Source organism: Pigmentiphaga sp. MLSB6-MA01, from assembly GCF_058793475.1.
Genome location: NZ_JBXAFV010000002.1, coordinates 379,836 through 400,488, shown reverse-complemented (window position 1 = coordinate 400,488; position 20,653 = coordinate 379,836). Strand labels below are relative to the sequence as shown.

16 protein-coding genes are annotated in these 20,653 nt (G+C 68.4%); 10 read left to right on the top strand and 6 right to left on the bottom strand.

All coding sequences use genetic code 11. The annotated features are described in order from the left end of the window. Positions 1-60 precede the first annotated feature (60 nt). On the bottom strand, positions 61-2,763 hold the full coding sequence (gene acnA / locus AC1Q6E_RS05135; protein WP_152797581.1) for an aconitate hydratase AcnA: 2,703 nt from the start codon (positions 2,761-2,763) through the stop codon (positions 61-63). A 592-nt stretch (positions 2,764-3,355) separates the two neighbouring features. Between acnA and AC1Q6E_RS05130 the strand changes: the two genes are divergently transcribed. The 5 genes from AC1Q6E_RS05130 (at position 3,356) to AC1Q6E_RS05110 (ending at position 7,102) form a co-directional block, all read left to right on the top strand. Continuing rightward, positions 3,356-3,838, top strand: coding sequence for an SgcJ/EcaC family oxidoreductase (locus AC1Q6E_RS05130; protein WP_296560441.1), 483 nt, complete (start codon positions 3,356-3,358; stop codon positions 3,836-3,838). A gap of 74 nt (positions 3,839-3,912) precedes the next feature. Then, positions 3,913-4,947 (top strand): selenide, water dikinase SelD, encoded by a 1,035-nt coding sequence (gene selD / locus AC1Q6E_RS05125; protein WP_296560443.1) that lies wholly within the window; start codon positions 3,913-3,915, stop codon positions 4,945-4,947. Next, positions 4,947-6,047 carry a tRNA 2-selenouridine(34) synthase MnmH gene (gene mnmH / locus AC1Q6E_RS05120; protein WP_296560445.1) on the top strand — a complete coding sequence of 367 codons (1,101 nt, stop codon included), beginning with the start codon at positions 4,947-4,949 and terminating at the stop codon, positions 6,045-6,047. The genes selD and mnmH overlap by 1 nt, the downstream gene beginning before the upstream one ends. A gap of 174 nt (positions 6,048-6,221) precedes the next feature. Further along, positions 6,222-6,668 carry an SRPBCC family protein gene (locus AC1Q6E_RS05115; protein WP_152794366.1) on the top strand — a complete coding sequence of 149 codons (447 nt, stop codon included), beginning with the start codon at positions 6,222-6,224 and terminating at the stop codon, positions 6,666-6,668. Positions 6,669-6,673: 5 nt separating this feature from the next. Next, positions 6,674-7,102 carry a DUF1801 domain-containing protein gene (locus tag AC1Q6E_RS05110; protein ID WP_492572328.1) on the top strand — a complete coding sequence of 143 codons (429 nt, stop codon included), beginning with the start codon at positions 6,674-6,676 and terminating at the stop codon, positions 7,100-7,102. 13 nt (positions 7,103-7,115) lie between these two features. Here the strand turns inward: AC1Q6E_RS05110 and AC1Q6E_RS05105 are convergent, their stop codons facing one another. Then, on the bottom strand, positions 7,116-8,309 hold the full coding sequence (locus AC1Q6E_RS05105) for a serine hydrolase domain-containing protein (RefSeq protein ID WP_492572354.1): 1,194 nt from the start codon (positions 8,307-8,309) through the stop codon (positions 7,116-7,118). Between the two features lie 369 nt (positions 8,310-8,678). On the opposite strand from AC1Q6E_RS05105, the gene AC1Q6E_RS05100 reads away from it, so the two are divergent. Continuing rightward, a complete protein-coding gene (locus AC1Q6E_RS05100; protein ID WP_152797265.1) occupies positions 8,679-9,650 on the top strand; it encodes a threo-3-hydroxy-L-aspartate ammonia-lyase in 972 nt (323 codons plus the stop codon). Positions 9,651-9,684: 34 nt separating this feature from the next. Here AC1Q6E_RS05100 and lysS read toward each other — a convergent pair whose 3' ends face one another. The 4 genes from lysS to AC1Q6E_RS05080 all read right to left on the bottom strand — a co-directional run bounded on the left by lysS (position 9,685) and on the right by AC1Q6E_RS05080 (position 15,246). Further along, positions 9,685-11,214 carry a lysine--tRNA ligase gene (gene lysS / locus AC1Q6E_RS05095; RefSeq protein WP_152797267.1) on the bottom strand — a complete coding sequence of 510 codons (1,530 nt, stop codon included), beginning with the start codon at positions 11,212-11,214 and terminating at the stop codon, positions 9,685-9,687. Positions 11,215-11,288: 74 nt separating this feature from the next. Next, a protein-coding gene (gene prfB, locus AC1Q6E_RS05090; RefSeq protein ID WP_152797269.1) for a peptide chain release factor 2 occupies positions 11,289-12,393 on the bottom strand; the annotation gives its coding sequence in 2 pieces (ribosomal slippage) (positions 11,289-12,311 and positions 12,313-12,393; 1,104 coding nt in all). Positions 12,394-12,472: 79 nt separating this feature from the next. Continuing rightward, positions 12,473-14,185 carry a single-stranded-DNA-specific exonuclease RecJ gene (gene recJ / locus AC1Q6E_RS05085; protein ID WP_492572327.1) on the bottom strand — a complete coding sequence of 571 codons (1,713 nt, stop codon included), beginning with the start codon at positions 14,183-14,185 and terminating at the stop codon, positions 12,473-12,475. After that, the gene (locus AC1Q6E_RS05080; protein ID WP_492572326.1) at positions 14,164-15,246 is read right to left on the bottom strand and encodes a hypothetical protein; all 1,083 of its coding nucleotides are present in this window, start codon (positions 15,244-15,246) and stop codon (positions 14,164-14,166) included. The genes recJ and AC1Q6E_RS05080 overlap by 22 nt, the downstream gene beginning before the upstream one ends. A 107-nt stretch (positions 15,247-15,353) precedes the next feature. Between AC1Q6E_RS05080 and AC1Q6E_RS05075 the strand changes: the two genes are divergently transcribed. Genes AC1Q6E_RS05075 through AC1Q6E_RS05060 form a run of 4 tightly spaced genes read left to right on the top strand, consistent with a single transcriptional unit; the run spans position 15,354 to position 20,640 of the window. Next, the gene (locus tag AC1Q6E_RS05075) at positions 15,354-16,622 is read left to right on the top strand and encodes a lipoprotein-releasing ABC transporter permease subunit (protein ID WP_296561058.1); all 1,269 of its coding nucleotides are present in this window, start codon (positions 15,354-15,356) and stop codon (positions 16,620-16,622) included. Further along, complete coding sequence (locus tag AC1Q6E_RS05070; RefSeq protein WP_152792333.1) at positions 16,615-17,310, top strand: ABC transporter ATP-binding protein; 696 nt, start codon at positions 16,615-16,617, stop codon at positions 17,308-17,310. The genes AC1Q6E_RS05075 and AC1Q6E_RS05070 overlap by 8 nt, the downstream gene beginning before the upstream one ends. Before the next feature lie 26 nt (positions 17,311-17,336). After that, a complete protein-coding gene (locus AC1Q6E_RS05065; RefSeq protein ID WP_492572325.1) occupies positions 17,337-18,146 on the top strand; it encodes a TatD family hydrolase in 810 nt (269 codons plus the stop codon). A gap of 58 nt (positions 18,147-18,204) precedes the next feature. Then, positions 18,205-20,640: a DNA internalization-related competence protein ComEC/Rec2 gene (locus AC1Q6E_RS05060; RefSeq protein WP_492572324.1), complete on the top strand. Its 2,436-nt coding sequence runs from the start codon at positions 18,205-18,207 to the stop codon at positions 20,638-20,640. Positions 20,641-20,653 lie beyond the last annotated feature (13 nt).

Genomic DNA, 20,653 nt, shown 5'->3' with positions numbered 1-20,653 from the left:
AGGTGCCGCGGGGCACCGCAAGCGCAGGCCTCGGGGGCGGCCCCGGGGGGGCCGCCGGCTTCAGGCTGCCAGCAACTGGCGCAGGACGAAGGGCAGGATACCGCCGTGGTTGTAGTAATCCACTTCAATGGGCGTATCAATGCGCAGCAGCAGCGGGACCTGCTTGCTGGTGCCGTTCTCGTAGTGGATGGTCAGCGTCACGTCCTGCTGCGGCTTGATGCCGTGCTCCAGTCCGGTGATGTCATAGGTCTCGCGACCCGTGATGTTCAGGGACTGGATGCTGTCGCCCGCCTTGAATTGCAGCGGCAGCACGCCCATGCCCACCAGGTTGCTGCGGTGGATGCGCTCGAAGCTGCGTGCGATGACCGCCTTCACGCCCAGCAATTGCGTGCCCTTGGCGGCCCAGTCGCGCGACGAACCCGTGCCGTACTCCTCGCCGCCGAAGATCACCGTGGGCGTGCCCTCGCCGATGTACTTCATGGCCGCGTCGTAGATCGACAGTTGTTCGCCGCTGGGCTGGTGCAGGGTGATGCCGCCTTCGACGCGCGTGCCGTCGGCATTGGGCGGGATCATCAGGTTCTTGATGCGCACGTTGGCGAAGGTGCCGCGCATCATGACCTCGTGATTGCCCCGGCGCGAGCCGTAGCTGTTGAAGTCGGCCTTCATCACGCCGTTGGCTTGCAGATACTTGCCCGCGGGCGAGCTTTCCTTGATCGAGCCGGCGGGCGAGATGTGGTCGGTGGTGATGGAGTCGCCGAACAGGCCCAGGGCCCGGGCGTTCTTGACCACGGCGTTGGCCGCGCCCGGCTCCATCGTGAAGTCCTCGAAGAACGGGGGTTCGGCGATGTAGGTCGACTTGGGCCAGTCGTAGATCTGCCCGGCCACGCCCTGGATGTCCTGCCACAGCTTGCCGGGGTTGCTCTTGACCTGGGCATAGTTGCTCTTGAACGCCTTGGGATCCAAGGCGTACTTCATCAGTTTCTCGACTTCCGCCTGGGTGGGCCAGATGTCGCCCAGGTAGACGTCGCCCTTGGTGCCGCGGCCCACAGGCTCGGTCATCAGGTCGCGCTTCATGGTGCCGGCGATGGCATAGGCCACGACCAGCGGCGGCGAGGCCAGGAAGTTCGCCTTGATGTTCGGGTGGATGCGGGCCTCGAAGTTGCGGTTGCCCGACAGCACGGCCGCGCACACCAGGTCGTTCTTGGTGATGACGTCGTTCAATTCGGGCGCGAGGTCGCCGGCGTTGCCGATGCAGGTCGTGCAGCCATAGGCCGCCACGTCGAAGCCGAGCTGCTCCAGGTAGGGCAGCAGGTCGGTCTTGCGGAGGTATTCGGTGACGACGCGGGATCCAGGGGCGAGCGAGGTCTTGATGTGCGGCTTGACCTTGAGGCCGGCCTTCACCGCCTTCTTGGCCAGCAGGCCCGCCGCCAGCAGCACGCTGGGGTTGGACGTGTTGGTGCAGGAGGTGATGGCGGCGATCAGGATGTCGCCGTTCTGGATGGGAAGGCCGTTGTCGGTCGTGAAGACCTGGTCGAGCTTGGCCGCGGGTTGCGAGAAACCGTTCTCGGCGACCGGCTTGCTGAACAGTTCGCCGAAGGTGGCCTTGACGTCGCCGATCTCGATGCGGTCCTGGGGACGCTTGGGGCCGGCCAGCGAGGGCGCGACGGTGGACAGGTCCAGCGTCAGCAGCTTGGTGTAGTCGATGTCCTTGGCGTTGGGCACGCCGAACATCTTCTGGGTGCGGTAGTAGGCTTCGAAGGCGTCGATTTCTTCCTTGGTGCGGCCGGTGCCCTTGAAGAAGTCGATGGTGCGCTCGTCCACCGGGAAAAAGCCCATGGTGGCGCCGTACTCGGGCGCCATGTTGCCGATGGTGGCGCGTTCGGAAACGGTCAGGCTGGCCGTGCCCGGGCCACAGAATTCGACGAACTTGCCGACGACCTTCTCGCGGCGCAGCATCTCGGTGATGGTCAGGACCAGGTCGGTGGCGGTGACGCCTTCGCGCAGCTTGCCCTTGAGTTCCACGCCGACGACATCGGGAGTCAGGATATAGACGGGCTGGCCCAGCATGGCGGCCTCGGCCTCGATGCCGCCCACCCCCCAGCCGACCACGCCGATGCCATTGATCATGGTGGTGTGGCTGTCGGTGCCCACCAGCGAGTCAGGGTAGTAGACCTTGTCTCGCTTGTGCACGCCGCGCGCCAGGTATTCGAGGTTCACCTGGTGGACGATGCCGAAACCTGGGGGCACCACGCCGAAGGTATCGAAGGCCTGCATGCCCCATTTCATGAACTGGTAGCGCTCGTGGTTGCGCTTGAATTCCAGTTTCATGTTGATGTCGAGGGCATTCTTGGTGCCGTAGGCGTCGATCATGACGGAGTGGTCGACGACGAGATCCACCGGAACCAGGGGTTCGATGGCCTTGGGATTCTTGTCGAGCTTGGCGGCGACGTTGCGCATGGCGGCCAGGTCGGCCAACAGGGGAACGCCGGTGAAGTCCTGGAGCACGACGCGGGCGACGACAAAGGGGATTTCCTCTTCACGCCTGGCGTTGGGCTTCCAGTTGGCCAGTTGTTTGATGTGTTCTTCGGTGACTTTCTTGCCGTCGCAGTTGCGCAGGACGGATTCCAGCACGATGCGCAGGGAGACGGGCAGTCGCTCCACCGCCACGCCCAGGGCCTTGCCGAGCGCCGGAAGCGAATAATACTGGCCGGTTTTGCTGCCGACCTTGAACTCTTTCAGGGTTTTGAACGTGTTGTGCGGCATGATGGGCTCCGAAGGAAAACCGGTTAAATCTACCACTTATGTTGCGTCGTTGCGATGTAGGGGGGCGGATGACTTTCTATAAGGGTAGATCCTATATCTTATATAAGATATAAGACATAAAAATGCAAGTGATGGTTGGACTGCCGGGTGGAGGATTGGTTCTTGAGACGACCTGCTTCCGGCCCCCGGCCGGCCTGTGCGGGCGCAGCGAAGCCGGTCCCGGCTTTGCCGGGACTACCCGGCGTTTGAGCGGTTGGCGGGGCGGGCGCAGAACTCGCGCCAGGATAGCCCCCCGGGCTATCCTGAAAGCCGCGCTCAAACAGCTGCGCCCTTGCTTCCCCGCCAACCGCTCAAACGCCGGCGGCTCCGTATGCGCCCGCACAGGCCGGCCGGGGGCCGGAAGCAGGCCTGCACCGTGGCTTGCGGGGTAGGTCCTGTCATCCGCATGGAGTTGAGGTGGGGTGGGGGGCGCAGAGGGATCGGTGGGTAGGGGCGGATCCTGATCACGAGGCAGTAGAGACGCGCCACGGCCTGGGCGGCTCTCCGCTATGCTTGAGCGTTCACTTCCATAAAACAAAGAAGGGGGAAGATCATGAAACGTCTGGGAATGGCGGTGCTGGCCAGTGCGCTGGCCGGCTGTGCCACGAATCCGGGAGTGTCCGGGGGCGCGCTGGCGCCGCACCTTGAAAGCTGCAAGGGCGTCAGCGAGCAGGAGATCGCCGGCCTGTTCGATCGGTGGAACCGCTCGCTGCAGACCGGGGATCCGCATCGGGTGGTTGCCAACTACGCGCCGGATTCGGTGCTGCTGCCCACCATGTCCAACCAGCCCCGCTACAGCGCGCAGGCCAAGGAGGACTACTTCCATCATTTCCTGGAGGACCGGCCGGCGGGCCGGGTCGACGAGCGCCGCATCGCGCTGGGGTGCAATACCGCGGTCGATTCGGGGCTGTACACCTTCACCTTCGCCCGGACGGGGGCCGCGGTCAAGGCTCGCTATACCTATACCTATCGCTGGGACGGGCAACAATGGCTGATCACCAGCCATCACTCGTCGGCAATGCCGGAAAGGAAGTAAGGGGCGCCGGGCGGCGCAGGGTCGCCCGGACGGGTGTTCTAGAATGGCCTCCATCAAGCCATTGCGAACGATCCATGAGCACTCCCATACGCCTGACGCAGTACAGCCACGGGGCCGGCTGCGGCTGCAAGATATCGCCCAAGGTCCTGGATGTGATCCTGGCCGGCAGCGGCGCGCAGAATCTCGACCCGCGCCTGTGGGTCGGCAACGCCTCGCGCGACGACGCGGCGGTCTACGGCCTGGATGACGAGCGCGGTGTCGTGTCGACCACGGATTTCTTCATGCCCATCGTCGACGATCCCTTCGATTTCGGCCGCATCGCCGCCACCAACGCCATCAGCGACATCTACGCGATGGGCGGCGATCCGCTGCTGGCCATCGCCATCCTGGGCTGGCCGGTCAACCTGCTGCCGCCCGAGGTTGCGCGCGAGGTGGTGCGAGGCGGCCGGGCGGCCTGCGACGCGGCGGGCATCCCGTTGGCGGGCGGGCATTCCATCGACGCTCCCGAGCCCATTTTCGGGTTGGCCGTGACCGGTGTGGTGGACAAGGCCCGGCTCAAGCGCAACGATACCGGCACCGTCGGCTGCAAGCTGTACCTGACCAAGCCGCTGGGCATCGGCATCCTGACCACGGCCGAGAAGAAGTCGAAGCTGCGCCGCGAGGATGTGAACCTGGCGCGGGACTGGATGTGCACGTTGAACCGGCCGGGCAGCCGCTTCGGCCGGCTGGCCGGCGTCAAGGCCATGACCGACGTCACTGGCTTCGGCCTGCTGGGCCATCTGGTGGAGATGGCCGACGGCAGCGGCGTCAGCGCCCGCATCGAGTTCGCCAGGGTGCCGCGCCTGCCGGGCGTGGAGCACTATCTGGCCGAAGGCTGCGTGCCGGGCGGCACCGGCCGCAATTTCGACAGCTACGGCCAGCGCATCGCTCCGATCGGCCAGGACCGCATCGATCTCTTGTGCGATCCGCAGACCAGCGGCGGCCTGCTGGTGGCGGTGGCGCCCGAGGGCGAAGCCGAGTTCCTGGCGGCGGCCGCCGAGTGCGGATTGGCGCTGGACCCCATCGGGGAACTGATCGAACGGCGGGACTACGCGGTCGACGTGGTGTGATGCGCGGCGACATCGACGACTATCGCGCGCTGTTCCTGCGGGGCGTGCCCTTGATGGACACTCGCGCGCCCATCGAATTCCGCAAGGGCGCCTTCCCGGGGGCCGTCAACCTGCCGCTGATGACCGACATCGAGCGGCAGAAAGTCGGCACCTGCTACAAGCAGCATGGCCAGGACGCCGCGATCGCGCTGGGCCATCAACTGGTCCGCGGCCAGACCAAGACCGAACGGATCGAGGCCTGGGCGGCCTTCGCCCGCGCTCACCCCCAGGGCAGCCTGTATTGTTTTCGCGGTGGCCTGCGTTCGCAGATCGTCCAGCAGTGGCTGCGCGACGAGGCGGGCATCGTCTATCCGCGCGTGGTGGGTGGCTACAAGGCCATGCGCGGCTTCCTGATGGACACGCTGGAGCGGGCCGTGGCCGAGTGCGGCTTCGTCGTGCTGGGCGGCATGACGGGCACGGGCAAGACCGATGTGTTGCGCGAACTGGACCATGCGCTGGACCTGGAAGGACATGCCCATCATCGCGGATCGAGCTTCGGCAGGCATGTCACCGGGCAACCGCCGCAGATCGGTTTCGAGAACGAGCTGGCGATCGATATCCTGAAGAAAAGGGCGGCCGGCCATGCCCGCTTCGTCCTGGAGGACGAGAGCCACGCGATAGGCAGTTGCAGCGTGCCGGTCAGCCTGTTCCAGGGCATGCAGGAATATCCGGTGGTCTGGCTGGAGGACAGCCTGGAGAATCGCGTGGAGCGCATCCTGCGCGACTACGTGGTCGACCTGTGCGCCGAGTTCGTGGCCATCCATGGCGAGGAGGCGGGCGTGGAGTCGTTCGGCCAGCGCCTGCGCGAAAGCCTGGACAACATCCGCAAGCGGCTGGGGGGCGAGCGGCACCAGCGCCTCGCGACAATCATGGATGCCGCCCTGGCGGGGCAGGCGCGCAGCGGGGACGTCGAACCGCACCGGGCCTGGATCGAGGAACTGTTGACCGGTTACTACGATCCGATGTACGTCTACCAGCGCAAGCTGAAGGCGGCGCGCATCGTGTTCACGGGCGACCCGCGCGAGGTACTGGATCATCTGCGGGAGCAGGCAAGGGCGTAGCGGGCCCCGCTTCTGCGTGGGCAAGCCCTGCCGGGGCGGGTTCGAGCAGGAGGCCAGCGCCTGGGATTGACGGCATGTCCGCACCCTAGGGTTTTCACTGATCAATCCGATGTCGATTTCCGCGTTTCCCACTCGTCGCAGGTATGTATCCACCCAGACGAAAGGAGATTCACCATGGCTACCGGTACTGTCCGACTCCACCGTGTCCTGCGCGCCACCCCCGAGCGGGTCTATCGCGCCTTCGTCGAGGCCGACGCGCTGGCGAAGTGGCTGCCGCCGTATGGCTTCACCTGCCAGGTCCACCACCTGGAAGCGAAGGTGGGCGGGACGTTCAAGATGTCCTTCCGGAACTTCACGTCCGGCAACGCGCATTCCTTCGGCGGCGAGTATCAGGAACTGGTCCCGTTCCAGAAGATCCGCTACACCGACAAGTTCGACGATCCCAACCTGCCGGGGGAAATGGCGGTCACGGTCGTGCTCAAGCAGGTGGCCTGCGGCACCGATCTGGATATCGTGCAGGCCGGCATTCCCGAGGTCATTCCCACGGAGATGTGCTACCTGGGTTGGCAGGAATCGCTGCTTCAGCTGGCCAAGCTGGTCGAGCCGGAAATCCCGGATTGAAGGCCATGGACGACGCCCCGATCCAAGGCAATCCCTCGGACCTGATCGATGCCCGGATCCGCGAGCTGGGCGATTGGCGGGGCGCGATGCTGGCCAGGATACGGGCGCTGATCAGGCGCGCCGATCCCGAGGTGGTCGAGGAATGGAAATGGCGTGGCGTGCCGGTATGGTCGCATGCCGGGATCCTCTGCACCGGCGAGACCTACAAAGAGGTCGTGAAGATGACCTTCGCCAAGGGGGCCGCGCTGGAGGATCCCACGGGCCTTTTCAATGCCAGCCTGGATGGCAATACGCGGCGCGCCATCGATTGGCGCGAAGGCGACGAGATCGATGAAGCGGCCTTGATGGCGCTCATCCGCGCGGCGGTGGCGCTGAACGCCGCCAAGCCCTCCAGGAAGCCTGCCGGCAAGGGCAAGGCGCCCGCCGGCCGCTGAGCCGGCGCCGCGGTCAGCGCGTTTTCATCAGGTGCCGTGCCAGCGCGTCGTAAGCCGGTAGCGACGTCGGGTCGTTGGCGGCGTTCGCCGCCAACGGATGCGAGGCGAAGCGCGCGATCACCATTTCCGCCTTGGGGTCGATGTAGATGGTCTGTCCGTGCACGCCGCGCGCGGCGAAGGCGCCGTGCGCGTTGTGCGTGATCCACCACATGTCGCGATAGGTCCAGCCCGCCAGCAGCGTGTAGCCGGCCTGGGCGAAATCCGCCTGGTCGCCGCCGCGCCGGATATCGGCCACCGCGGCGGCGGGCAGGATCTGGCTGCCGTTGAAGAAGCCATTGTCCCGGATCATCTCGCCGAAGCGAGCGAGATCGCGCAGGCCCGTGTTCAGGCCCCCGCCCGCGAACGGCGTGCCGGTCGAGTCGACCGTCATGTAGGCGTCCTGTTCGGCGCCCAGCCGGCTCCAGATGCGCTCCGACAGCAATTGCGCGACCGATTTGCCGCTGACGCGGGCCAGCACCCAGCCCAACGCGTCGGTGTTGGCCGTGCGATAGTGGAAGGCCGCGCCGTGCCGGCCCTCGGGCTTCACTGTTTGCAGGAACTCGTAGTAGCTGCGCGGGCCGGTGTAGTCCTGGGGCTTGGGCAGCGGATTGCCGGCGGCCGCGTGGGCCCAGACCTCGGCGTCGGGATCGGCGTAGTCCTCGCTGAAACGGATGCCGGTGGTCATGTCCATGAGCTGGCGGACCGTGGCGTCGCCAAAGGCGGACGACGCCAGTTCGGGCACGTATTCGGCAACGCGGCGCGACGGATCCAGAGTGCCCTCGGCCACGAGCATGGCGGCCAGCGTACCGACGAAGGATTTGGTGACCGACATCGCGCCATGCTGGCCCTGCGGGTCGAGCACCCCGAAGTAGCGCTCGTAGACGATGCGCCCCTTGTGCAATACGACGATGCCGTCGGTGTAGTTGGCTTTCAGCGATGCCTGCCAGGTCATGGTCCGGTTGGAACCCAGCGGCTGGAAGCGCACGCCGTCGATGTCGTCGCGCAAGGCGCGCGGCAGCGGCGCGGGGGCGCCCAGGCCGCGCGAGACGTTTACCGTGGGCATGAGCTGCCGGAAATGGGAGACGCTCCAGCGCAGGGCCGGAAAGCGGAAGTACGAGCCGTCGTCGAAGCGCAGGATGCGGTCCGGCGGAGGGGGCGAGCCGACCATCCAGCCGAGCCTGGCGGGGTCGCTGGCGTCGGCGTCGGGGTAGGCGGGGGCAGGGGAGGCCGCCAGGGCGGCGCAGGTTGCCAGGCAGGACAGCAGGAGGGCGGCCAGGGGGAGAAGGCGCGGTCGGCGTGGCGTATCCATGGGACCTCCATTTGGTTCCGTTCCCGTCATTGGCTAAGATTGTTCCGGCTGCCACTGACAAGGCCCGGAATGTCCGCCTCACTGGCCGGGAACGTCATCGCACTGTACCAGGAGCATGCGGCTGTGTTCGAGAAACCGCGCGGTGCGGCATGGCGCGCCAAGGCGACGTGGGGCGGAGCGACGACTGGATTGGCAACGCCTCTGAATGCAACGTGATTGGATGGAACCATGAGCACCATTGCCCTTCCCACCTATGAAGACGTCCAAGCCGCGGCCCGGCGTATCGAGGGCCACGCGCACAGGACGCCGGTCATGACCTCCCGAACGGTCAACGAGGCATTCGAGGCGGACGTGTTTTTCAAGTGCGAGAACCTGCAGCGCATGGGCGCGTTCAAGTTCCGCGGGGCGTTCAACGCCCTATCGAAGTTCAGCGAGGCGCAGCGCAAGGCGGGGGTGGTGGCGTTTTCGTCGGGCAACCATGCGCAGGCGGTTGCGTTGTCGGCCAGGCTGCTGGGCATTCCCGCCACGATCCTGATGCCGCTGGACGCGCCCGCGGCGAAGATGGATGCGACGCGGGGCTACGGCGGCCGCGTCGTGACCTACGACCGCTACACCGAGGACCGCGAACAGATCGGCCAGGATCTTGCCCGCGAGCACGGGCTCACGCTGATCCCCCCCTACGACCACGAAGACGTGATCGCCGGGCAGGGGACGGCCGTCAAGGAGCTGTTCGAGGAGGCTGGCGAACTCGACGCCTTGTTCGTACCGCTGGGCGGCGGAGGGCTGCTGTCGGGCTCGGCGCTGTCGACCCGTGCGTTGGCGCCCGGCTGCAAGCTCTACGGGGTGGAGCCGGAGGCGGGCAATGATGGCCAGCGTTCGTTCCGGTCGGGCGAGATCGTCCACATCGATACGCCGCAGACGATCGCCGACGGCGCGCAGACCCAGCACCTGGGCTTGCTGACCTTCGCCATCATCCGGCGCGACGTGGATGACATCCTGACGGCCCGCGACGAAGAACTGACCGCATGCATGCGGTTCCTGGCGGAACGGATGAAGCTTGTCGTCGAACCTACCGGCTGCCTGGGTTTCGCCGCCGCGCGGTCCATGAAGCAGCAACTGCGGGGCAAGCGCATAGGCGTGCTGGTCAGCGGAGGCAACGTGGACATCGATCGGTTCGGCGCGCTCATGCGAAACGCATGAACGGCCTGGCCGGTGCATTCAAGGACGCCGTTCCTCAATCCTCCGGCCGCAAGTGCGGGAACAGGATCACGTCCCGGATGCTCGGGCTGTCGGTCAGCAGCATCACCAGCCGGTCGATCCCGATGCCGCAGCCGGCCGTCGGAGGCATGCCGTATTCCAGCGCCCGGATGTAGTCGGCGTCGTAGTACATGGCTTCTTCATCGCCGGCGTCCTTGGCCTCGACCTGCTTGCGGAATCGCTCCGCCTGGTCTTCGGCATCGTTCAGCTCCGAGAACCCGTTGGCGATCTCGCGCCCGACCATGAACAACTCGAAGCGCTCGGTGATGCCCGGGCGGGTGTCCGAGCCGCGCGCCAGCGGCGACACTTCCACCGGATAGTCGATGATGTAGGTCGGCTGCCACAGCTTGGCTTCCGCCGTCTCCTCGAACAGGGCCAGTTGCAGCGCGCCCAGGCCGGCACGAGCCAGTTGCGGGCCTTCCACGTGGGCGCCCAGCCGCTTGAGTTCCGCGCGGACGAAGGCTTCGTCGTTCAACTGCTCGTCGGTGTAGCCGGGCTCGGCATACTTGTGGATGGCCTCGCTGATGGTCAGCCGGTCGAAGGGCTGCGACAGGTCCACTTCGCGGCCCTGGTAGGTCACCTTGGCGTTGCCGGTGGCGTCGATGGCGGCCTGGCGGATGATCTGCTCGGTGAAGTCCATCAGCCAGCGGTAGTCGCCGTAGGCCGCGTAGAACTCCATCATGGTGAATTCCGGGTTGTGCCGGGGGCTGACGCCTTCGTTGCGGAAGTTGCGGTTCAGCTCGAACACGCGCTCGAAGCCGCCCACGATCAGGCGCTTGAGATAGAGCTCGGGCGCGATGCGCAGGTACATGGGCATGTCCAGCGCGTTGTGGTGGGTCGTGAAGGGCTTGGCCGCGGCGCCGCCGGGGATGGCGTGCAGCATGGGCGTTTCCACCTCCAGGAAGCCGGCCTCGGTCATCAGGCGGCGGATGGAGGCGATGGCGCGGCTGCGCGCCACGAAAGTGTTGCGCGTCGACTCGGTCATGACGAGGTCGACGTAGCGCTGGCGGTAGCGCATTTCCTGGTCGGAGATGCCGTGGAACTTGTCGGGCAGGGGGCGCAGCGACTTGGTCAGGAGCCGCACTTCGGTGGCCTGGATCGACAGCTCGCCCTTGTTGGTCTTGAAGACCTTGCCGCGCACGCCCAGGATGTCGCCGATGTCCCAGTGCTTGAAGGCGTTGTAGACCTCCTCGCCGACGAGCTCCTTGCTCAGGTAGATCTGGATGCGGCCGGTGGCGTCCTGCAGGGTGGCGAAGCTGGCCTTGCCCATGACGCGCTTGAGCATCATGCGGCCGCCGACGCTGGCGGAGATGTCGGTGGCGTCCAGCGCTTCTTTTTCGGTGCCGTCATGCGCCGCGTGCAACGCGGCCGCGCGGTCGGCGGGCACGAAGTCGTTGGGGAAGGCCGGCCCGGCTTCGCGCAGGCGGGCGAGCTTGGCGCGCCGTTCGGCGATGATCTGGTTTTCGTCTTGCGCGGGTTCGTTGGCGGTGGGCCGGTTGTCGGTCATGATGGCTATCGTGTCAGTAATGTCGGATGTCGGCGAGGTCGGGGGGGCGACGTCGCCGCGCTCCCCGGGGCCGGTCAGACGCCTTGTTTCAGGCTGGCTTCGATGAAGGGATCGAGGTCGCCATCGAGCACCTTCTGGGTGTTGGAGATTTCGAGGTTGGTGCGCAAATCCTTGATGCGGCTCTGGTCCAGCACGTATGAACGGATCTGATGGCCCCAGCCCACGTCGGTCTTGGAGTCCTCGAGCTTCTGCTGCTCGGCCATGCGTTTGCGCATTTCCAGCTCGAACAGCTTGGATTTCAGCATCTGCATCGCCTCGGCGCGGTTGCGGTGCTGCGAACGATCGTTCTGGCACTGCACGACGATGCCCGTGGGGACGTGGGTCATCCGCACCGCGGAGTCGGTCTTGTTGATGTGCTGGCCGCCCGCGCCCGACGCGCGGAAGGTGTCCACGCGGATGTCGGCGGGGTTGACCTCGATCTCGAAGGAATCATCGACTTCCGGGTAGACGAACACACTGGCGAACGAGGTGTGGCGGCCGCCGGACGAGTCGAAGGGGCTCTTGCGCACCAGGCGGTGTACGCCGGTCTCGGTGCGCAGGTAGCCGAAGGCGTACTCGCCCTCGATCTTGATGGTGGCGGACTTGATGCCGGCCACTTCGCCCTCGGACTCTTCCATGAGTTCGGCCTTGAAGCCTTTGCGCTCGGCGTACTTCAGGTACTGCCGGAGCAGCATGGAGGCCCAGTCCTGCGCCTCGGTGCCGCCGGCGCCGGCCTGGATGTCCAGGAAGCAGTTGAGCGGGTCGGCCGGATTGGCGAACATGCGGCGGAATTCCAGTCCGTCCACTTTTTCCTCGATGCCCGCGGCATCGCCGACGATGGATTCCAGCGTGGCGTCGTCGCTGTCGGCGGCGGCCATCTCGAACAGCTCGGTGGCGTCGCGCAGGCCCGAGTCGATCTCATTGATGGTCTGGACGATCGTTTCCAGGGCCTTCTTTTCGCGGCCCAGGTCCTGGGCGTGCTTGGGGTCGTTCCAGACGTCGGCGCTTTCCAGCTCCGCGTTTACGACCTGCAGGCGTTCATCTTTGACATCGTAGTCAAAGATACCTCCGTAGATCCTGGGTGCGAGCAGCCAGGTCCTGCAGTTGGGCTTCGAGTTGGTTGAGGCGTTCTGCTTCCATGCTGAATTCCAGGTGATTTTTCGCGTAACCCATTATTTTAACGTAGGCTGGGCGCCCACCGCCGGGCCGCGCGGGGTATTCAGCGCGCGGCGTCCTGGCCGTGCTCGATCACCAGTTGCACCGACACCATCCCGTTCCAGTTGTTCAGGGCCAGGCGGTAGGCCAGGTCCACGGCGGGCGGCAGGGCGTCGGCGTGGCCGAACCAGATCGCGTCGAACCGCTGGCTGCCGCGCTCCAGGGCGAGCTTCAGGTGTTTTTCGCCCACCACGCGCTGGTTGCGGACGATGAAGGCATCGACGAACACGGGGGCCGGGAACCCCGCGCCCCAGACCTGCTGGTCCAGCAGGGTGGCGACCTCGGCGTTGGCGTAATCGGTCTCCAGCGAACCGTCGGTCTCCAGCGCCGGTTCGAAGCGGCTGCGGCCCGTCAGTTCGCGCACGGCGGCGTCGAAGGCCGGCCCGAAGGCGGCGAAGTCCGCCTCGTGCAGGGTCAGGCCGGCAGCCATGGCATGGCCGCCGAACTTGCGGATCAGGCTGGGGTAGCGCTTGGATACGAGGTCCAGCGCGTCGCGCAGGTGTACGTCGGGCACGGAGCGGCCCGAGCCGCGCAGTTCGCCGTCGCCGGCCGGCGCGAAGGCCAGGGTCGGGCACCAGAAACGGTCCTTCAGGCGCGAGGCCACCAGGCCGACCACGCCTTGGTGCCAGGAGGCGTCGAACACGCACAGGCTGGCCGCCGAGGCCGCGGGCAGAGCATCCAGCGAGGCCAGGGCCTGGTCGCGCATGCCCGCCTCGATCTCGCGGCGCTCGCGGTTCATGGTGTCGAGTTCGCGCGCCAGCGTCAGGGCTTCGTCCTCGTCGTCGGTGACGAGGCAGCGTATGCCCAGGCTCATGTCGGCCAGGCGGCCGGCGGCGTTGATGCGCGGGCCCAGGGCGAAGCCCAGGTCGAAGGTGCTGGCCTCGCGGGCCTGGCGGCCGCTTACGGAGAACAGCGCGCGCAGGCCGGGCTGCATGCGCCCGGCGCGTATGCGCTTCAAGCCCTGCGCCACCAGCAGGCGGTTGTTGGCGTCCAGGCGGACCACGTCGGCCACGGTGCCCAGGGCGACGAGATCGGTCAGGGCATCGAGCCTGGGCCCGCCGTCGCCGCCGAAGGCGCCGCGCTGGCGCAGCTCGGCGCGCAGCGCCAGCAGCAGGTAGAAGATGACGCCGACCCCGGCCAGGTGCTTGGACGGGAAGCCGCAGCCGGGCTGGTTGGGATTGACGATGGCCAGGGCGTCGGGCAGGACGTCGCCGGGCAGGTGGTGGTCGGTGATCACTACCTGCATGCCGGCGTCGCGGGCCGCCGCCACGCCATCCAGGCTGGCGATGCCGTTGTCGACCGTGATCAGGATGTCGGGCTTGCCGGCCGGATGGGCGCAGGCCAGGTCGACCACCGCCGGCGACAGGCCGTAGCCGGTCTCGAAACGGTTGGGCACGAGGAAATCGACCATGGCGCCCATGGCGCGCAGGCCGCGCAGGCCCACGGCGCAGGCGGTGGCGCCGTCGCAGTCGTAGTCGGCCACGATCAGCAGCCGCTTGCGCGTGGCGATGGCGTCGGCCAGCAGGGCGGCGGCGCGGCCGGCGTGGGTCAGCAGCGAGGGGGCCAGCATGGCCTGCCAGTCGGGCGCGGTTTCCTGCGGCGCGGCCACGCCGCGCGCCGCCCACAGGCGGGCCAGTAGGGGATGGATGCCGGCCAGTTCCAGGCGGCGCAGGGCCGCCGGGTCAGGCTGACGGGTCAGGATTCTTGGGGCAGCCACCAGCGTTTCCAGTCATGTCGGGGGGAGGGCAGCCAGCGCAGCAGGGCGGGCCGCCGTTCTATTGTCAGGGTGACCAGCCGTTCGCGGGCCGGCAGCACCAGGGTCAGTTGTCGCAGCGAGCCGGCGCGCAGCGCCGCCTCGGCCGGGGCGAACCAGTCGCGGTCCAGCCGTGCGGCGGCGTCCAGCCAGCCGCGCCAGTCGTCGGTGCGCTCGGGCACGGCCAGGTCGTCCAGTTCCACCCGCGCGCCGGCTTGGATCGCCGTGGCCGTCCCGGCCGCGGGCTGCCAGGGCAGCCCGTCGCGTTCGGCCAGCGTGCGCAGCCAGGGCGCGCCGCCGGCCAGCAGGGATGGCCGGCCGGCGGGCCAGTCGGGCAGCCAGGGCGCGGCGCCGCCGTACAGCCACAACGCGTTGACCGGGGCGAGTCCCCGGGCTTCGCGGACGGCATTGACCGGCGTCTCGTGCCAGTGCATCTGGATTTCGTTGACCAGCTTGCGCCAGGGGCGGGCCTGGGGCGAGCGCGGCCACCAGGCGTCCAGCGCGGCGCCGGCCACGGCCTCTGGCGTGCCGGTATGCTGGGCGGCGCCCTCGGGCAGGTCCAGGCGCCAGCGGCGCGTGCCGACGGCGCTGGCCGTCGCCCCGTGCTCATCCAGCGCCGGCCGGGCCGCGGCCAGCAAGGCCTCGCTTTCGTCCCGCGTGGTATCCAGTCCGGCGGGGTCGGTCAGGACCAGGCCGTCGCGGCCGACCTGGATATGGGCCAGGTCCGCCAGCCAGACGGGCCGGCCGGCTTCCGGGTCGTGCGCCAGCAAGGGGGCGAGCCCCGCGCCGTATCTGCCGTCCGGCGGCCGATAGCCAGCCTGGTGCAGCCACCAGTATTCCCGCGCGGTGCAGCCGGCCTCGAAGGGGTCGAAAGCCTGCTGGACCGGCCGCGCGGCGCCCAGCCAGGCAACCAGCGTGCGCACGGCGGGCTGGTCCGAGAGCTGGCGCGCCAGCTCGGGCGCGATGGCGGCATCGGTCAGCAGGCCGGGAAGCAGCAGGGTCAGGGCGGTGGAGGAGGCGGACACGGCGGTCAGATCCGGATACAGGGCCCGCGGGGGGCGGGCCGAATGGCCGGTATTGTAGGGGGTGGGGCGGTGCGGTGCGGGCCGTCGCCTTCTGCCATAATACGCGCGTGCTCAAGATACCCTACGAATTCTGGATAGGCTGGCGCTATACGCGCGCCGGCCGCGGGCGGCGACGCGATCGCTTCATTTCCTTCATTGCCGCCAGCTCCATGGCGGGCATAGGCCTGGGCGTGGCGGCACTGATCATCGTGCTGTCGGTCATGAACGGCTTCCAGAAAGAAGTGCGCGACCGCATGCTGTCGGTGCTGCCGCATATCGAGCTGTATCCGGTGGGCGGCGAGCGCGGCGCGGCGTTGGCCAACTGGCGCGAACTCACGGCGCTCGTCAAGAAAAATCCCGAAGTCCAGGCCGGGGCGCCCTACGTGGCGGCGCAGGCCATGATCGCCCGCGACCAGGTGTTGCGCGGCGTGCAGGTGCGCGGCATCGACCCCGAGGCCGAGCGCGATGTGTCCGACGTGGCCAAGAACATGGTGGCCGGTTCGCTGGACGCCTTGAAGCCCGGGAGCTACGGCGTGGTACTGGGCCGTGCGCTGGCGCAGGGCCTGGGCGTCGGGCTGGGCGATCCCGTCCTGATGCTGGCGCCGCAGGGGTCGGTGACGCCTGCCGGCTTCACGCCCCGCATGCGGCAGTTCACCGTGGTGGGCGTGTTCGAGGCCGGACACTATGAATACGACTCCAGCCTCGCGTTCGTGAACGTGGACGACGCGGCGCGGCTGTTCCGCGACAGCGGCGTCGGCGGGGTGCGGCTGCGCATCGCCGACATGCAGAAGGCGCCGCTGGTGGCGCGCGAGCTGGCGCAGTTGCTGCCGCCGAACATCGCGGCGGCCGACTGGTCGCGCAACAATCGCACCTGGTTCGCCGCCGTGCAGACCGAGAAGCGCATGATGTTCCTGATCCTGGCGCTGATTATCGCCGTGGCGGCCTTCAACCTGCTGTCCTCGCTGGTCATGGCGGTCAACGACAAGCAGGCGGACATCGCCATCCTGCGCACGCTGGGGGCCGCGCCGGCCGAGATCGCCCGCATCTTCGTGGTGCAGGGGGCGCTGATCGGCGTCATCGGCACCCTGCTGGGGGTGGCGGGCGGCACGTTGATCGCCTACAACATCGACGTCATCGTGCCCGCCATCGAGCATATGCTGGGCATCCAGTTCCTGCCGCGCGACATTTACCTGATCACCGAGCTGCCGTCCGATCCGCGCCTGTCCGACATCGTCACCATCGGCGTGACGTCGCTGGTGCTGTCGTTCCTGGCCACCTTGTATCCCAGTTGGCGCGCCTCGCGCCTGCAACCGGCGGAGGTGCTGCGCCATGACTGATCGCCGCGTGGTGCTGGAAGGGCGAGGCATATCCAAGGTCTATGCCGAAGGCGGTGAGCGTGTCACCGTGCTGCGCGGCGTGGACCTGCGGGTGCGCCAGGGCGAAATGGTGGCTCTGGTGGGGGCGTCGGGCTCGGGCAAGAGTACGCTGCTGCATGTGCTGGGACTGCTGGACCAGCCCAGCTCGGGCGAGGTCCTGCTGGACGGGCAGGCGGCGGCCGGCTTCAACGAAAAGCAGCGCAGCCTGGCGCGCAACCGCAGCCTGGGTTTCGTCTACCAGTTCCACCATCTGCTGGCTGAGTTTTCGGCGCTGGACAACGTCGCGATGCCGCTGATCGTGCGCCGCATGGACCGTGCGCAGGCCCGTCGGGCCGCGGCCGAGATGCTCGAGCAGGTCGGGCTGGCGCAGCGGGCCAGCCATCATCCCGGCCAGTTGTCCGGCGGCGAGCGCCAGCGCGTGGCGCTGGCCCGCGCGCTGGTGACGCGGCCGCTGTGCGTGCTGGCCGACGAACCCACCGGCAACCTCGACCGCCACACGGCGCGCGAGGTGTTCGGCCTGCTCAAGCGGCTGAACCGGGAACTGGACATGGCCTTCGTCATCGTGACCCACGATGCCGAACTGGCGGCGCTGGCCGACCGGCAATTGAAGATGGCCGACGGCCTGCTGGCCGAGGAAGCTCCCGCCTAGGACGGCGGAGGCGGTAAAGTGGATCGATGCTGATCGATACCCATTGCCATCTCGATGCGGCCGAGTTCGACCGCGACCGTCCGGACGTGGCCGAGCGGGCGCGCGCCGCAGGCGTGGCTGGCATCGTCATCCCGGCCGTGGCGCGCGGCAATTTCTCCACCGTGCGCGACCTTGCCCGGGCGATCCCGGGCGGCGCCTATGCGCTGGGCATTCATCCCATGTACGTGCGCTACGCCGCCGACGAAGACCTGGACCGGCTGCGCGACGCGGTCGCGCAGGCCATGGGCGATCCGCGCTTCGTCGCCGTGGGTGAGATCGGCCTGGATTTCTTCGTCGAGGACATCGCCCGGGGCGAACAGCGCGAGCGCCAGGAGCGCTTCTACCATGCGCAGCTCAAGCTGGCGGCCGAGTTCGGGCTGCCCGTGCTGCTGCACGTGCGCCGGTCGCAGGACGTGCTGTTGAAATACCTGCGGCGCGTGGAGGTGCCGGGCGGCATCGCCCATGCTTTCAACGGCAGCCGCCAGCAGGCCGATCTGTTCGTCGCGCATGGGTTCGCGCTGGGCCTGGGCGGGGAAATGACCTTCGAACGTTCACGCAACATCCGCCGGCTCGCGGCCGGGATGGACCTGGCCGCGCTGGTGCTGGAGACCGATGCGCCCGACATCCCGCCGGCCTGGCTGCCGCGCGAGGATCGGCGCAACGAACCGGGGGAACTGCCGCGCATCGCGGCGGTCCTGGGCGAACTGCGCGGCCTGCCGGCGGAGGCGGTCGCCGCGGCCACGTCCGCCAATGCGCGCCGGGTGTTGCCGCGCCTGGGCGAGGCACTGGCGGCCTGAGCGCCGCGGCGAATTCCGGACAGATTCATCCCAGCGGGGGCTGCGCGGCGGTCCCGGCATGCCTACCATCCTGGCCTTGGGCCGGAGGAAGGACATGCTGCGTTTCGCGTTGGTGGCGTTCGTGCTGGGCACCGCATGGGTGCATGGGCTGCCGGCGGTGCCGCCGGCCTGGGTCTCGGTACTCGCGGGCGTGGCGGTGCCGGGGGCGTGCGCCGTGTGGGGGCGGGCGTGGCGGAAGCGCCGGGGGCTTCGCGGCTTGGCTGTTTTGCTGGCGATCGCGGCTTTCGCGGCGGGGTCCGGCCTGGCGCTGGCACGCATCGACCTGCGCTTGCGGGATGGCTTGTCGCCGGTGCGGGAGAATGTGCCGCTGGAGTTGGTCTACCTCGTCACCAGCCTGTCCACGTCGACGGCGACCGGCCAGCGTTTCGAGGCGACGGTGCAGGATCCGCCGGACGGCGTGCCCGCCCAGGTGCAGTTGTCGTGGTGGGGGAAGGCCGCGGCGGTGGTGCCGGGTGAACGCTGGCGTGGAACCGTGGTGCTGAAACGGCCCCACGGCACGTTGAATCCGCACGGCTTCGACTACGAAGCCTATCTGTTCGAACGCGGCATACGTGCGACCGGGACGGTGCGGGGGCGGCCGATCCTGCTCGCGGACGATCCTTTTTCCAGTTTCGACGTGGCGGTGCAGCGCGTGCGCCACGTGTGCCGCGAGGCGCTGCGCCAGGTGCTGGAAGACAAGCGCTACGGCGCCGTGCTCGCCGCCCTGGCGATCGGTGACCAGGCCGGCGTGGAGCGGCGCGATTGGGACACGTTCAACCGCACCGGCATCACGCATCTGGTCTCCATCAGCGGCCTGCACGTGACGATGCTGGCGGCCTTGGCGGGATGGGCGGTGTTGCAGGCCTGGAAACGCTGCAACTGGGGCGGCATCCGGCTGTCCGAACGCCATCCGGCCCAGGTGGCGGCGGCCGGCGCGGCGCTGGCCGTGGCGTGGCTGTATTGCCTGCTGGCGGGGTGGGGCGTGCCGGCCCGGCGGACCTTCTTCATGCTGGCCGTGGTGGCGGGCGCGGCGGCATGGCGCATGCCGGTGTCCGGTTCGCGGGTGCTGGCGCTGGCGGCGGCGCTGGTCTGCGCGCTGGATCCGTGGGCTCCGCTGGCGGCCGGATTCTGGCTGTCGTTCGGCGCGGTGGCCCTGCTGATCTTGTGCGGCGGCGGACGCTGGCGGCGACGTGCCGAGCCCGCCCGGGGCGCCGCGTGGCCTGCACGACTGGCCGCGTCGGTGCGTGAGGGCGCGCGTGCGCAGGCGGCGCTGACCGTGGGCCTGTTGCCCGCGCTGGCGCTGTTGTTCCAGCAGGTGTCGCTGGTCTCGCCGCTGGCCAATGCCGTGGCCATTCCGGTGGTCAGCCTGCTGGTCACGCCGCTGGCCCTGATGGCGCTGGGGTTGTGCGTCGTGCCGGGCCTGCACGGCGCGGGCGCGATCGTGGCGGCCGTCGCGCATGCCGTGTTCGACGGTCTGATGGTGCCTTTGCAATGGCTGGCCGACACCGATCTCGCGGCCATTTCGGTTGCGGCGCCCCCCTGGCCACTGTTCGCGCTGGGGTTGGCGGGCGTGGTGTGGGCCTTGCAGCCGCGCGGCCTGCCCGGCCGTTGGCTGGGGCTGGTGCTGCTGGTGCCGATGCTGGTCTATCGGCCCGCGCGCCCGGCGCCGGGCGAATGGCGCCTGGCGCTGCTGGACGTGGGACAGGGCACCGCGATCGTCGTGGAGACGGCGCGCGCCACGTTACTGTACGACACCGGTCCGCCCTACGGCGAGCAGGCCGATGCCGGCGGGCGCGTCGTCTGGCCCTATCTGCGGGCGCGAGGCATCCGCAGGCTGGAGCATGTGGTGGTGTCCCACGCGGACGCGGATCATGCGGGCGGGCTGCGTTCGGTGCTCGCGGCCTTGCCCGTTTTCCAGGTACACGCATCCTACGACCTGGTGCCCGCGGGCTTGGGGCAGGCCGCCTTCTCGCGCTGTGCCGCCGGGCAGCGGTGGACGCTGGATGGCGTGGAGTTCGCGTTTCTGCATCCGGCCTCGCCGGCAGGCGAGGTCCCGCCGCGGCAGCGCAATGCGCACAGCTGCGTGCTGCGGGTACGCGGCGCCCACCACGCGGCGCTGCTGACCGGCGACATCGGCGCCGCCGAGGAAGCCGGCCTGGCGGCTGGCGCGGATCTGGCCGTCGACGTGGTGGCCGTACCCCATCACGGGTCGCGGGGGTCTTCCAGCCAGGCGCTGGTCGACGCCACGCGGGCCTCGCATGCGGTGGCCCAGGCGGGTTATCTGAACCGCTATCGCCACCCGCACCCCGACGCGGAGCGGCGGTGGCGGGGGGCGGGCGCCGTGTTCCATCGTACCGACAGCCACGGCGCGCTGGTATTCGCCTCGCATGCGGCGGGACTCCGGGTCGAGCGCGAGCGAGAGGCAAGGCGCCGCTATTGGCATGCCGCGCCTTGACGGCGCTGGCTAC